Source organism: Bifidobacterium cebidarum (assembly GCF_009193305.1).
GTDB lineage: Bacteria > Actinomycetota > Actinomycetes > Actinomycetales > Bifidobacteriaceae > Bifidobacterium > Bifidobacterium cebidarum.
Map to the genome: position 1 here is coordinate 47,582 of NZ_WBVS01000011.1, position 13,771 is coordinate 61,352.

Here is a 13,771-nt window from a genome sequence, read left to right on the forward strand (position 1 = left end):
CACGGTGTTGTATGTCATGCCGCCCCGCCCACGAGCAAACCGATCACTCGGGGCTTTTCAGAGCGCCGACCATGTCGATGCGGTCGAGCGAGCGGTTGGTGGCGAGGCTCACCAGCAGCGTGAAGGCGAGCGCCAGCGCTGCGGCGCCCGCATAGCAGAACCAGAGCACGTTCGGCACGATGTTCATGCCCGGCAGATCCAGCTGGCTTACGAGGAAGCCGAGCAGCGCGCGTCCGCATGGCATGCCGATTGCAATGCCGATGGCGCTTATCAGCAGCATTTCCTTGTTCACATAGCCATGCACTTCACGCTTGCGGAAGCCGAGCACCTTGATGGTGGCCAGCTCGCGTTCGCGTTCGGAAATATTCGTGCTGGCCAGCGTATAGAGCACCACCACGGCCAAGATCGCGGCCATGACCACGATGAAGCCGATCATGATGAAGAACAGTCGGAAGCTCTTGGAGAAGTCACGCTCCTGCTGGGCGGAGCTCGTCACCGATAGGTATTCGCTGTGTTCGGCAAGACCATCCGCAAACGCGATTTGCGCATCGTCGTCTCCGTTCACATTGATCAGGTCGGCGTTCGGTGCGTAATCCGTGTCGAATACTTTCTCATACGTGGACCGGCTCATCACAACGAGGTTACCGGTGTAGTACTGGGCGACTTCATGCACGGTGACGTCAGCCGTATTGGCCATTTGATCGGTAAGGTTCACGCTGGAGCCGGAGGTGAGCGCCAACTTGCGCGCGGCATTGGCAGTGACGATGATGTCACCATCCGCATATTCCAGCTCGATGGGCGATCCATCCGGCGTTTGCAGATTGATGTAACCATCCGTTGATTTGCCGTCCGGAATGACCATCAGCTGCGCGGTGAGCTTGGCATCGTCCGCCGCTCTGGAAGCATTGGAGGCATCGGAATGCTGCACCGGGGCAAGGGTGACGCTGCCCAGCTGCAGTGGCAAGGTGGATTTCACGTCACTATTCTGGTCCAGTGCCGTCTGTGCCTGGTCATGGTCAGCGGCTGAAGTCACGGCCATCACATCGTATGGCGCGATTTCACTGTGCTGACGCGGCATCAGCGTCAGAGCGGAGCTGCCCATACCGAATCCTGCGGTCATCAGAGCCGTGCAACCAAGCACGCCGATGATGACCATCAGCGCACGGGACTTGTAGCGGAACAGGTTGCGCGCGGCCACCTTGCCGAGGAAGCTCAAATGATTCCAGATGAATCCGATGCGCTGCAGCACGATGGTTTTACCTGCTTTTGGCGCCTTCGGTCGCATCAATTCAGCTGGCTCCAGCCGCAGTGAGCCAGCGCATGCGATCGTGGCGGCACCAGTAATCACCGCCACGAACAGCAGCACGCCGCCCAGTGCAAGGCGCCAGTCAACCAGCAGCGGATAGTTCGGCAACACATACATATTGGTGATGATGTTTCGCATGAACATGTATGGCAGACCAATCAATCCCAGCACATCGCCGAGCAGGCCGCCGAGCAGACATGCGGCACCTGAATACACCAAGTATTTGAGCATGATTTCGTGGCGTGTGTAGCCAAGCGCCTTATAGGTGCCGATGAGTCCGCGATCCTCTTCAACCATACGAGTGATGGCGGTCAGGCTCACCAACAACGCGATCACCAGGAACAGCACCGGAAACATGGTGCCCAACCGCGCGATCATTTCGGTTTGGGTTTTCACATCCTCATAGCTGGTCACGGCGCTGCGGTCGCGGATGATCCACTTGGCTTTCGGCATGGCATCCACAGTGCTTTTGGCTTGCGCTTCGGCTTCGGCAATCTTCTGTTCGGCGGCCGTTTTGGCCGGCAACCCTTCCGGCAGCGCCGTGACTTTGGCCTTTTGCGCTTCGATGGATGCCATGGCCTTGTCCAGCGCGGCTTGATGCACGGTATCGGTGCGCGCCTGCTCGCGTTCCTTCTGAATGGATTCGATATTGGCGATCGCATCATCAACGGCGTGGCGATAGTCGTCATCGTAGGTGTTCAGCGCTTTCGCACCGGTTACCGTGATAACCGCCGAAGTATAGGGGGCATCGTCGTCGCTGAGGGAATCTTGGGCAACGAACATCGGATAGACGGTTTTTGCACCGGAGACCAAAGCCAGCGGTCCGGTCGGGTTCACGATGTCGTTCGGGTCGATCACCGTGCCGACGATGGTGTACTTGCCTTCCGCAAACGTGCCGGACGTATTGGAATCATCAGGTTTGAATGTCAGGGTTTCGCCCAGTGCTTTGCCGCTATCGTTCAGGTACTGCTCGGTGACGGCGATTTCATGACCGGTCTTCGGCAGCCTGCCATCCTTCAGATATAGCTGCTCGATGCCCTGATCGTTCAGCGTGGTGACTGTTGTTGAGGATTGCTTGCCATCAACGGATGTGGTCACACTGGCCGAATGTTCGCCTGTAACCTTGGCCACACCATCGACCTGCCGCAATGCGGCAATATCGTCATCATCGAAGGCGAGGGTGGAGATGATGGCGATGTCATGCATTCCGGTTGAATCGAAGAAGTCGTCCAAGCCGGCGCGAATATCCTTGGCGATGGTGTTGAGACCGCCGAGCATCATCACGCCGACCGCCACGATCACCAGCATGGCGGTGAAGCGTTTGCCGTTGTCGGCGATGGCGCGCCATGCGTCTTTCCAGAGTGCTGTTTTCTTCATGGGTGTTCCTACCGCTCCCCTACCATTCGATATCCGCGATGGGTGTGGGATTCGAATTGCGCGTGATTTCGGTGACCTTGCCTGAGCGGAAGCGAATCAGACGGTCGCCCATCGGGGCGAGTGCGGAATTATGCGTTACGAGTGCCACGGTGATGCCATGCTGCCGGCAGGAGTCCTGCAGGAGTTGGAGCACTTCCTTGCCGGTGTTGTAGTCGAGCGCGCCGGTCGGCTCGTCGCATAAGAGCAGTTTCGGATTCTTGGCGAGGGCGCGGGCGATGGAGACGCGCTGCTGTTCGCCGCCGGAGAGTTGCGAAGGAAAGTTGGCGAGACGATTGCCGAGCCCGACTTTCTTCAGGGTTTCCCGGGCATCCAATGCGTTCGGGCAGATTTGCGAGGCGAGCTCCACGTTTTCCAGCGCCGTCAGATTGGGCACGAGGTTGTAGAACTGGAAGACGAAGCCCACGTCGAAGCGGCGGTAGTCGGTAAGTTGCGCTTCATCGGCTTTGGTGATGTCGTTACCGTCGACGATCACTGAGCCCGAGGTGGCGCAATCCATGCCGCCCAGGATGTTCAGCGTCGTGGATTTGCCTGCGCCGGATGCGCCGAGGATAACGGCGAGCTCGCCCTGTTCAATGTCGAAACTGGCATGATTCAACGCCAGCACCGCGGATTCACCGCTGCCGTATTGGCGTACCACGTCGTGGAATTCAAGGAAGGTCATATCAATCGGTCCTCTCTTGCGATGCCTTTATGATGTCGCGACTCCAAGAAATACATCACCATGTCGGGTAAATAAATCCACGCAATTCCACATTGTGTTGGGTTTATACTACGAAACCGCAGTACATGCGGAAAACACGATACGATGTTGAGTTATTGATTGCAGATGAGGAGCCAGAAAGAGGACAGTATGGCACGACCGAAGACGAGCGAGCACAGCGCACCGGAGAAAATGCAGGAAGCGTTCTGGCAACTGCTCGAGCAAAAGCCATACGCCCAAATCACCATCAGCGATGTCACGCGGGCAAGCGGACTCAATCGCAGTGCGTTCTACTACCATTACGGCAATATTCCCGAACTTGCCGATGACGCCATCGCGGCGATTTACGAACAGCCGGATATCACCGAGTTCATCGCGCATATCATCCGGCAAGATGAACCCACGGAAGGCATTCGCGCATACGCGTTGCAAAGCATCCAAATGCCGCAACGTCTCATTGCCATTCACAGGCTCTCGCTTATCGCCGGCCCTCACGGTTCCACAGGTCTTGCCACGCAGTTGAAAGCCCACGTCGTCGAGATCTGGTTGGCAACGCTCGGATGCGACCCGGACACATTGAATCCCGGCCAACGTATACTACTGGAATTCGCTTCAAGCGGCATGCTTGGTCTTCTCGCCAAAGCACCTGCACTGTTCACACGGGAGAATATCGAATGGCTGAGTCATTCCATATTGCCGGATATCATTGCCCAGCTCATCAATTCATTGAAACCGAGTACCGACAAGGCCGTGCAGTTACTGCCCGTAGAACCAAGAAATACGGCAGTAACTGCGCATATGCGTCGCCAGAACGCGCAGTTACTGCCTGAATAGACCGGAAAACCGGCAGCAACTGCGCGCAGGCGCCGCTCAAGCCTTCAGTTACGCTCCTACAACCCCACCTTCTACAATGGTTGCAACACATCAGTTGCGAACAGGGGACAATACATCATGGAACTGCGCGTGCTCAGGTATTTTCTGGCGGTGGCCGAGGAAGGCAATATCACATGGGCTGCGCAATTGCTGCGCATCTCCCAGCCGACGCTTTCCCGGCAATTGAAGCAACTGGAGGAAGAGCTCGGGGTCACCTTGTTCGAACGCGGCAGTCATACCATTACTTTGACTGAAGCAGGCCGACTGTTGCGCGACCGCGCGCAAACCATTGTCTCCTTGGCAGACAAGGCGGAATTCGAGCTCAAGCAGTCCAGCTACGAATTAAGCGGCGATATCATGGCCGGCTGCGGCGAAGTGCGCGCCATGTCATTCCTCGCCGACCGCATGGCAGCGTTCCGCACACTGCACCCAGGCGTGCGTTTCCATGTAGTCAGTACCACCGCGGACGTGATTCAGGATCAGCTTGAGCAAGGCCTACTGGATTTCGGTCTGCTCGCCGACCCGGTGGATACGAGCCGATACGAATTCCTCCGCACCAATATCACCGAACACTGGTGTGCGATGGTACCGAACGGCCACCCGCTGCAAACCCACGATCAGCTCTCCCCTGCTGACCTGGCCAACGAGGCGCTGCTCCTGCCCTCGCGAGAACCGGTACGCCGTGTGGTGATGAACTGGTTCGGCCCCTATGCCCCGCATCTCAATATCGTCGGTACGTGCAATCTGCCGGCCAATGGCGCGGCGATGGCGTCCAGCGGTCTCGGACTGTATTTGTGCCTTGACCACGGCACCACATATCCGGGCGTGCGCGGCATACGCCTTGCGCCGCCGTTGGAAAGCAGCTCGGTTCTGGTGTGGAAAAAGCAAGGAGCTGCCTCCCCCGCGGCCGCTGCGTTCGCCAAGTTCCTACAAGCCATGTAAACATCTATGATGGCTTTCCGTCGACTTTGGCTCCCCTCTGGTGAGGGAGCTGTCAGCGAAGCTGACTGAGGGAGAGCAGCAAAAAGACAAGTGCTGGCGTTGCATGCCCCAGCGGCATGCACGTGCATAAACCATAAGTATTAGACAGTGCCGCATCAACGCGATTCAATGATGGCAGAACACGACCAAGGAGCCATCATGACCACCACAGCAGCAGATATTCTTGAGCGCGACCGCACCGGCAAGCCGGTCAATCCATGCGACCCTGGCTATTGCGCCATAGCCACCATCATCGGCGAGACCGAGCGACTCTGCGCCGAGCTCAACACCGGATACCACAAACCAGCCGAAGCGCACACGCTATTCGAGCGCATCGTCGGCCACCCAGTCGACCCATCCTTCCGCTTCAATCCGCCGTTTTACACGGATTTCGGGCATAACATCGAAATCGGCCGGGGCGTGTTCATCAACTGGGGCTGCACGCTGATGGACCGCGGTGGCATCACCATCGGCGACGGCACGTTCATCGGCCCGAACGTGCAGCTCATCACCATCAATCACAGCAAGAATCCGATGGACCGCGCCACCACGATGAGCCTGCCCATCACTATCGGCAAGCATGTATGGATTGGAGCAGGAGCCATCGTGCTGCAAAACGTGACCATCGGCGACGGTGCCATCGTAGGTGCCGGAGCAGTAGTCACCCATGATGTGCCAGCCAAGTCCATTGTGGCCGGCAACCCCGCCCGCGAAATCGGACACGTATGACTGCGGTGATGCCAATCAACGACGCATCATGATGAGCATCATCTTGGAGGCTTCTTCGGCGTAGACCGCGTGCGGCAGGCGGGTCGGGAAGTGCAGGATGCCGCCTGGCTTGAGGTCCACGGTCTTGCCGCCGCCGGTCACCTTGAGGTGGCCTTCGAGACACTGCACCAGCACCGGCATGGCGGCGGTGTGTTCGCTGAGCTCCTGCCCTTTGTCGAAGGAGAACAGCACCACATTGGCACCCTCCACCTGCATCACCGTGCGGGAGACGGTGGCCTCCGGCTGAATCTCGACCAGCGGATTCAGATCATCGATGAATTCCATGACCATCGGCTCAGTGTTCTTGGATGCGGTTTCGTCAGTCATATCAGACTCCTTTATATATATACAGATCGCACACGTGGCGGCGCCAACACATGCGCCCGGCTTCAGTGCCGGCCACCGCTTATGTCTACGGTTGCGAGACTTAGACAGTAGCTTAGTCTCGCAACCGCGATATTGCTGGCATCAATCCTTGCGTCGCACAACGAATGCGATGCCCGTGAGCGCATCGCCATACCTGTTGAATACGCGACGCATTTCCAACACACGCGCACGCAGATCCGGGTGAGTCAACACATTGCGCATGATGCGCAGCACGCCGCCAATACCCTCGTCCGCAAGATTGCGGCGCATTTTGAGCAATGCCATCGGTTCCACGCCGCTCCACAACACTTCGAATCCTTCCGATTCCAGTACGGCTCGCCATTCGGCTGCGGTCAGCGGACGAGCGTTGACCTTGATGGCGTGGGCCAAATCCTTACGAATCGAATCCTTGATGGAGTCGTCCAATTCATCCGGCGCAAGACCCATTTCATGGATTGCATACAATCCACCTGGCTTCAGGATGCGATGGGCTTCGCTGATGATCGCATGCTTGCCACGCTCGGACTGCATGGTCAGCATCGCCTCGCCGATCACCATGTCTGCCGATTCGTCCGGCAGACCGGTCTGTGCAGCGTCGGCATTGATGCATGTACCACCCACCGAAGCTGCCAACGGGCCGATGATCTTCACCACCTGTTCGTCGCGGTCAACGCCGATGTAACCAGCAGGCCCAGCGTTCAGAATCAGCCGAGTAGTACGGCCGAGCCCCGGTGCGAATTCCACCACACGATTGCCCGCAATGGTCACGTGTGCCAGCATGCGCTTGGTCAGTTTCTCCCCACCCGGTCTGAGCACGCGCTTACCAAGCTGGGCCAGCACCCAATGGCCCTGCATATGTTCCGCGCCACGATCAGCCTGAGGTAGCTTCGATTGTTCAATGGACGTTGCCGCCATAGTACTGTTGCGTTCGTTCATAGGCCTCAAGCATACGGAATCAATCACCGATGCAACAGACTGGTTTTTCTGCTGGTGATGTGGTATGCGCAATAGAATTGCGAAACGACATCCGTCAGCAATCAGTGGTTGAAGGCCATCACGCCGACGAGCTTGTGCGGCACGTATGGCTTCTCCAGGTAGGCGATCTCTTCATCCGTGAGTTTCAAAGCTATGGCATCGATTGCGCCGTCGACGTGGTGCGGCTCGTTCATGCCTTCCATGATTTCAGCCATCTCATGCCCAGCCATGCATGCCAGGCATGAAATTCATATGTGCTTATACACTAGCCGCATGCAGTTGACGGTGAAACGGTTCGAGGAGCTCAGCGCAGCGGAATTGTACGAGATCTACCGCGTGCGCGTGGCGGTGTTCGTTGTGGAGCAACATTGTGCCTATCAGGAAGTGGACGAGGCGGACCGTCACTGCTGGCATGTATTCCTGCATGATGAGAACGGCATCGCCGCGTACTGCCGTGTCATCGACCCGGGTATCACCTTCCCCGAAGCATCCATCGGCCGCGTATTGGCCACCCGCCGCAGGCAAGGCTTAGGCACCAGAATCGTGAGCGAAGGCCTCAAGGTGGCACAGGAGCGTATGCACACCGACACCGTGCACATCGAAGCCCAGACCTACGCACGCAAACTATATGAGCAACTCGGCTTCACGCAGGTTTCCGATGAATTCCTCGAGGACGGCATCCCCCACATCGGCATGATTTGGCGGGCGCAATAGCCGCTGGTCCGGCAGCAATATTACCGAACAGCAATTCGGCAAAGGCAGTACTTAGCTCTGCGCACCACCATCCTTTGCGTCAAGCAAGAACTGCCCCCACTTTTCGAATTCCTTGAGGGCGGGGATGATGGCGTAGCCATTGTCCGTCAGTGAGTATTCGACGCGCGGGGGCACCTCGTTATATTGGGTGCGATTGACGAGGCCGTATTCCTCGAGGTCGCGCAACGTATTGGTAAGCATCATATTGGTGATGCCGAGTTCGCGTTTGATTTCGTTGTATCGTGCGGCACCGCGTTCACTCAACACATACATGACCGGCAACTTCCACTTGCCTTCGATGGCTTTGAAGGCATAGCCCATTGCGCAGGTGGGCGCGGTGAGACCAGCTGTCGATGAGGCCTTTGCCTTCGATGATGCCGCGACTGCGCCTTCTACATTGGTTTCACCGGTTACTATGCGTTCGCTCATAATTCCTCATCCTAACCAACATCGCTGCCATATCACAAAAATCAGTTTTTTATTCTAAGGACGAAAAGTATATGTACTGATGCATACTGTCCTTATCAAGAACACGGCGGCACGACCGCAACGACACCGAAAGGAACAGGAATCATCATGAGCAAGCACATCCTCGTCATCCAGGGCAGCCCCACCAAAGGCGGCAACGCCGATATGCTCGCTGACGCCTTCATCGAAGGTGTCGAAGCGGCCGGCAACACAGCCACCAAGCTCACGCTTGCGGATATGAACATTGCCCCATTCACCGGTTACGACCAGCCAGCCGACGATATGGCCCAAGTCATGGAGCAGATGAAGTCCGCCGACGGCATCGTCATCGCCACACCAACCTATTGGATGCAGTTCTCCGCACAGATCAAAGCGATGATGGATCGTCTGCCGTTCGACGCGCACGATGATCTGGCCGGCAAAGAATCCGTACTGCTGGTCGCCGGCGCCAGCCCGGAAGAGGTGCTCACCAAGAACGTATTCGGCTACTACCAGATGTGCTTCGGCGAAAGCCTCGGCTGGAAGATCAAAGGCTCGGTGATTGCAGCCGGCGTATTCGCGCCGGGACAGGTTGCCGGCACCCCATATCTCGAGAAGGCCCGCGAGCTCGGCCGCGAATTCTGAGACACGCTCCCGCAACATAAAACGCATCAATCACACCGTATAAGGACAACCATCATCATGCAGATCGCACTCATCACCGGCTCGGGCCGCAAAGGCGGCCTTGGCTACGAAACCGCACGTCAGCTTGGCGAAGCCGGCTATCACGTCATCCTCGCAGCACGCCGCCCAGAGCTCGCGCAGCTCACCCAGAAGCTCATCGACCAAGGCATCTCCGCCAGCTACGTGGTGATGGACACCACCGACGAGGCTAGCGTCAAGGCGGCAGCGACCGAAGTCAATCGCCGATTCGGCCGGCTCGACGTACTCATTAACAATGCCGCATCCATGCGCGCCGGCGATTCGGTCGAGCAGCAGAACCTTGCCGAAATGCGCATGGTGCTCGACACCAACGTGATCGGCACATGGAACGTCACACAGAAATTCATTCCGCTGCTGCGCAAGTCGGAGCATGGCCGCATCGTCAACGTCTCCAGCGGCGCCGGCTCTTACGGCGATCCGCAGTACGGCTTCCTGCATGGCGCAATGGGCATTCCCGCTTCCGGCTACGGCATCTCCAAACTCGCACTCAACGGCTTGACCATCAAAACCGCGAAAGAACTCGCCGCAGACCATATCCTTGTCAACGCGGTCTGCCCGGATATCACCGATACGTTTGGTTCCGGCATGTTCGGCCGTCCGGTCGAAGTCAGCGCGAAAAGCGTAACTTGGGCGGCAACCTTGCCTGACGATGGCCCGACCGGCGGATTCTTCCGCGACGGCCAGCCGCTGCCGTGGTGATCGGCAGAACATCATTCATACCTCGGACCACCCATGTCAGCCCGGCCGCTACACTGGTCGCTGACATCGCCGGCAGGGGCTACGGCGCTGCAATCATGTGGCGTTGACCGAAATCAGCTGGATTCGTCTCCAACCAACCGAGGTATTCCATGAATTCTGTCGCGCCCGCGAACGCACCAACCAAAGCGCAGTCATTAGTGCCGATCATTGTGATGATGGTCGGCAGCTTCACCGCAATTCTGAACCAGACGTTGATGACTTCGGCACTGCCGCATCTGATGCGCGAGTTCAATCTGCCCAGTAACACCGTGCAATGGTTGGGCACTGGCTTTATGCTCACCAACGGCATCATGATTCCGGTTACTGCGTTTTTGATTCAACGGTTCACCACACGGCAGCTGTTCTTCTATGCCATCGGCATGTTCCTGTTCGGCACCATCGTCTGCACAGTAGCACCCGGATTCTGGGTGCTACTGTTGGGCCGCATTCTGCAAGCCACCGGGGCAGGCATTGTAATGCCGTTGCTGCAAACCGTGCTGTTCCTTACGTTCCCGCCAGACAAGCGAGGCACGGCCATGGGATGGTTCGGCTTGATCATTGCATTTGCTCCAGCGCTGGGCCCGACCCTGTCCGGTCTGATCATCGATTTTCTACCATGGCGATTCCTCTTTGTGCCGCTGATTGCCATCGCCGTCATCGTGCTGGCCATTGCCATCCCGACGGTGAAGAATGTGACCACGCAGACCAATCCAACGATTGACGTGCTTTCGATTGCACTCTCCACACTTGGTTTTGGCGGATTACTACTCGGTTTCAGTCTTGCCGGCCAGTCAGGCTGGACTTCCCCTGATACGCTCGGCTCACTCGCTGTCGGCGCGGTGGCCTCGTGCGCGTTCATTCACCGTCAGCTGCATCTCGAACGCCCGATGCTTGACTTCCGCGTATTCGCTCGACCGATGTTCGCCTTGTCGATGCTGGTGATTGTGCTGTTGTTTGTCACCTTCATCGCCACGATGAACATCCTGCCGATGTTCATACAGAATTCGCTGGGCATGACTGCTTTGCAGTCTGGTTTGCTGCTGATGGGCGGCGGCGTGGCTGAAGGCGTGTTCAACCCGATTGCCGGCCGTCTGTTCGACCGCATCGGCATCCGGCGTATCGCCCCGCCTTCCATCGCCGTGATCGCCGTGGCCACGTTCGCCTTGTCACGCATGACCGCCAGTACACCGGCATGGTATCCGGCCGTGTTCTTCACCATCATGATGACCGGCGTGGCATTTTGCCTGATGCCGCTCACCACCACGGCGCTCAACCAACTGACCGGCCCGATGCTGCCTCACGGCACGGCGATGAACAACACGCTGCGTCAGACATGTGCGGCCATCGGCATTGCCATCAACTTCACCATCATGACGATGAACACACAGCCGACATCCGTTGCCGGCTCCGAGGCCGCCGGTCTCGCCCATGGCGTGGATGCGGTGTTCCTTGCCGCCACCATCGTGGCGGTGGCGGCATTCGCGCTCTCGCTCTTCGTGCGCGACCGCAGATAAGAATCAATCAACCGCGCTGCGGTACACCCTTGCGCGATAGAGCCAGCACATACCAGGCGACCGGCAAGGTCAATAGACCGCCGGCTATAAACACCCATGCGATCGGAATCACGTCGGCGAGCGGCGCGAAGATGAGCATGCCCAATGGCATGCCCAGCGTGGAGAGCATGGTATCGAGCCCGAATACGCGGCCGACCATTGATTCATCGGATTCGGTCTGCATCACCGTGCGCATCGGCCCGACGCACACCGCGGACGCGACGCCATTCAACACATCGACGATGAGATACACCAGCAGGTTGCGAACAACACCAAGGCCAATGACGGTGATGCCTACTATGGCGATGCCGAATGCGACCGCATACATCTGAGCGACGCTTTTGCGCAGCAATTTCGGCCCGATAGCGGACATCACCGCGCCGCCAAGCAGCATGCCGACGCTCATGCCAAGCTCATTGGCGGCAAGCTTGTCGGATGCCGTGGTGAGGTTGATGAATCCAAGGTTGAGATCAATGCCGTCAAATTCACGGGTCATCAGCAGCAAGGTCAAATTCATTGGCGCGACCGCCACGAAGCAGGTCAGCGCATCGCCCAGAATCACGCCTTTGATATGCGCATGGCGCATGGCGTACTGCAATCCAACCTTGAGATCGGCAAACGTGCGCTGCAAGACTGCGATAGGGTTGGTGGCTTCAGTTGCTGCACTCCCCTGCGCTTCCACTGTACTGTTCCACCCAGCCGCGCGTGGCACACAAATCATCGCAACGAAGCTCACGCCGATAACCGCAGTGGTCACATCCACCAGCAGGATCGCCCACAACGGCACCAGATTGACAAGCACCGCGGCAAGCGCCGGAGCGGCGATGCGATTCGCGGAATCAATCACGCCGTACACCGCATTGATGCGCAGCAATTTGCTTTCCGGCACGACGTCCGGAATGAACGATTGCACAGCCGGCTGCTGAATGCCACCGCCTGCCGAGCGGATCAGCAGCACGACGAAAATCAGCGACAGGCTTGCCCAGTCCAACGCAAAACTGATGGACAGCAGCACAGTGACACCGGCAATGATCAAGTCCGGCAGGATGATCAGCACCTTGCGATTGTATCGGTCCGCCATCGGGCCGCCGAAAATCGAGACCAGCGACTGCGGCAATACGCCGAACAAGGTGGCCAGCAACATAGCCGAACCGGTACGGGTCTGCAGCACGATCCACCACCAGATGGCGAATTGCACCACGCTGGAGCCGAGCAGCGAGAAGGCTTGACCAGTGAGCAGCAGCGCAGCGCGTCGCATCCATCCGGTTTCAAGCGCGGTTGATGCTTGAGAAGCAACTTGAGACATATATGTGTTCGTATCTTTCCGTTCGCGTGCGATATTCAGGCGTGTATACAGTCACCCTGTTCGCCATCGCACGATATCGATAAGTGCATCTGCTTGATTTGAATATGACAGATCGGCATACCTGCACAGTCAGGCATGCCTAGACCCAGCCAAAGCGGGTCTGCCTACCCGTTAGATCGCGGGCTTCAGCGCGAATCGCGCCATCGTCATCATGCAACGCATAGAACACATAGTTGTTGACCATAATCATGAATATTGACATGCGGCCTTCATCCGGCGCACTCTGTCCAATTCATGGAACATAACGCGGGCAGTACTGCGTATGATGCAACATCACCGCAGATACGATAACGGCCCGTACACCACGGGAATTACACCGTGATGTACGGGCCGTCGGAGTTATTCTTTAACTCTGTTGAACTACCCCTCAGTCGGCTTCACCGACAGCTCCCCTGACAGGGGAGCCAAAATAAGGAATACGTCAATCTTAGTTTGGCGGAACCTACTGTCTTGGTATCGCTCAGTGGTTGCGGATGGCGTTGCGTAGGGGCAGGACGCTGGTTGGCGAGACGGACAGTTCATCGAGTCCTATACGCAAGAACTTGTCGGTCAGGCTCAGGTCCGTGCCGAGTTCGCCGCAGATGCCGCACCAGATGCCGTGACGATGGGCGGCGTCGGTGGCCATTGTGATCATGCGCAGCACGGCGGGCGAGTGCGTGTCGGCGAAGCGGCCGAGGTTCGGGTTCTGACGGTCGCAGGCCAGCGTGTACTGGGTCAGGTCGTTGGTGCCGATGGAGAAGAAGTCGACTTCGGCGGCCAGTTCGTCGGCCATGATCACCGAGGCG

At 57.8% G+C, this 13,771-nt stretch carries 15 protein-coding genes; 7 read left to right on the forward strand and 8 right to left on the reverse strand.

The window, feature by feature from the left end:
• Positions 1-43 precede the first annotated feature (43 nt).
• Positions 44-2,683 carry an FtsX-like permease family protein gene (locus tag F7D08_RS08950; RefSeq protein WP_152210295.1) on the reverse strand — a complete coding sequence of 880 codons (2,640 nt, stop codon included), beginning with the start codon at positions 2,681-2,683 and terminating at the stop codon, positions 44-46.
• A gap of 19 nt (positions 2,684-2,702) precedes the next feature.
• The gene (locus F7D08_RS08955; protein ID WP_152210296.1) at positions 2,703-3,404 is read right to left on the reverse strand and encodes an ABC transporter ATP-binding protein; all 702 of its coding nucleotides are present in this window, start codon (positions 3,402-3,404) and stop codon (positions 2,703-2,705) included.
• A 189-nt stretch (positions 3,405-3,593) separates the two neighbouring features.
• Between F7D08_RS08955 and F7D08_RS08960 the strand changes: the two genes are divergently transcribed.
• From F7D08_RS08960 to F7D08_RS08970, 3 genes are all read left to right on the forward strand, one after another.
• Positions 3,594-4,277 carry a TetR/AcrR family transcriptional regulator gene (locus tag F7D08_RS08960; RefSeq protein ID WP_193316282.1) on the forward strand — a complete coding sequence of 228 codons (684 nt, stop codon included), beginning with the start codon at positions 3,594-3,596 and terminating at the stop codon, positions 4,275-4,277.
• 117 nt (positions 4,278-4,394) lie between these two features.
• Complete coding sequence (locus F7D08_RS08965) at positions 4,395-5,258, forward strand: LysR family transcriptional regulator (protein WP_152210298.1); 864 nt, start codon at positions 4,395-4,397, stop codon at positions 5,256-5,258.
• 198 nt (positions 5,259-5,456) lie between these two features.
• Complete coding sequence (locus F7D08_RS08970; RefSeq protein WP_152210299.1) at positions 5,457-6,026, forward strand: sugar O-acetyltransferase; 570 nt, start codon at positions 5,457-5,459, stop codon at positions 6,024-6,026.
• Between the two features lie 15 nt (positions 6,027-6,041).
• Here F7D08_RS08970 and F7D08_RS08975 read toward each other — a convergent pair whose 3' ends face one another.
• From F7D08_RS08975 to F7D08_RS08985, 3 genes are all read right to left on the reverse strand, one after another.
• Entirely contained in the window at positions 6,042-6,392 is a 351-nt protein-coding gene (locus tag F7D08_RS08975; protein ID WP_152210300.1) for a cupin domain-containing protein, read from the reverse strand.
• Between the two features lie 141 nt (positions 6,393-6,533).
• Positions 6,534-7,367 carry a class I SAM-dependent methyltransferase gene (locus F7D08_RS08980; protein ID WP_226803456.1) on the reverse strand — a complete coding sequence of 278 codons (834 nt, stop codon included), beginning with the start codon at positions 7,365-7,367 and terminating at the stop codon, positions 6,534-6,536.
• Positions 7,368-7,468: 101 nt separating this feature from the next.
• On the reverse strand, positions 7,469-7,636 hold the full coding sequence (locus F7D08_RS08985) for a hypothetical protein (protein ID WP_226803457.1): 168 nt from the start codon (positions 7,634-7,636) through the stop codon (positions 7,469-7,471).
• 43 nt (positions 7,637-7,679) lie between these two features.
• On the opposite strand from F7D08_RS08985, the gene F7D08_RS08990 reads away from it, so the two are divergent.
• The gene (locus tag F7D08_RS08990; protein ID WP_152210301.1) at positions 7,680-8,120 is read left to right on the forward strand and encodes a GNAT family N-acetyltransferase; all 441 of its coding nucleotides are present in this window, start codon (positions 7,680-7,682) and stop codon (positions 8,118-8,120) included.
• Positions 8,121-8,171: 51 nt separating this feature from the next.
• Here the strand turns inward: F7D08_RS08990 and F7D08_RS08995 are convergent, their stop codons facing one another.
• Positions 8,172-8,588 carry a winged helix-turn-helix transcriptional regulator gene (locus tag F7D08_RS08995; protein WP_226803458.1) on the reverse strand — a complete coding sequence of 139 codons (417 nt, stop codon included), beginning with the start codon at positions 8,586-8,588 and terminating at the stop codon, positions 8,172-8,174.
• A gap of 147 nt (positions 8,589-8,735) precedes the next feature.
• Between F7D08_RS08995 and F7D08_RS09000 the strand changes: the two genes are divergently transcribed.
• From F7D08_RS09000 to F7D08_RS09010, 3 genes are all read left to right on the forward strand, one after another.
• The gene (locus F7D08_RS09000; protein WP_152210302.1) at positions 8,736-9,251 is read left to right on the forward strand and encodes a flavodoxin family protein; all 516 of its coding nucleotides are present in this window, start codon (positions 8,736-8,738) and stop codon (positions 9,249-9,251) included.
• Between the two features lie 57 nt (positions 9,252-9,308).
• On the forward strand, positions 9,309-10,028 hold the full coding sequence (locus tag F7D08_RS09005; RefSeq protein ID WP_152210303.1) for an SDR family NAD(P)-dependent oxidoreductase: 720 nt from the start codon (positions 9,309-9,311) through the stop codon (positions 10,026-10,028).
• A gap of 149 nt (positions 10,029-10,177) precedes the next feature.
• Positions 10,178-11,581 carry a DHA2 family efflux MFS transporter permease subunit gene (locus tag F7D08_RS09010; RefSeq protein WP_152210304.1) on the forward strand — a complete coding sequence of 468 codons (1,404 nt, stop codon included), beginning with the start codon at positions 10,178-10,180 and terminating at the stop codon, positions 11,579-11,581.
• A 7-nt stretch (positions 11,582-11,588) separates the two neighbouring features.
• On the opposite strand, the gene F7D08_RS09015 is transcribed toward F7D08_RS09010, so the two are convergent.
• Positions 11,589-12,926, reverse strand: a complete 1,338-nt coding sequence (locus F7D08_RS09015) for an MFS transporter (protein WP_152210305.1) — start codon at positions 12,924-12,926, stop codon at positions 11,589-11,591.
• 520 nt (positions 12,927-13,446) lie between these two features.
• Positions 13,447-13,771 (reverse strand): putative PEP-binding protein (locus F7D08_RS09020; protein ID WP_319624407.1); only part of this gene is annotated, 325 nt, incomplete at its 5' end.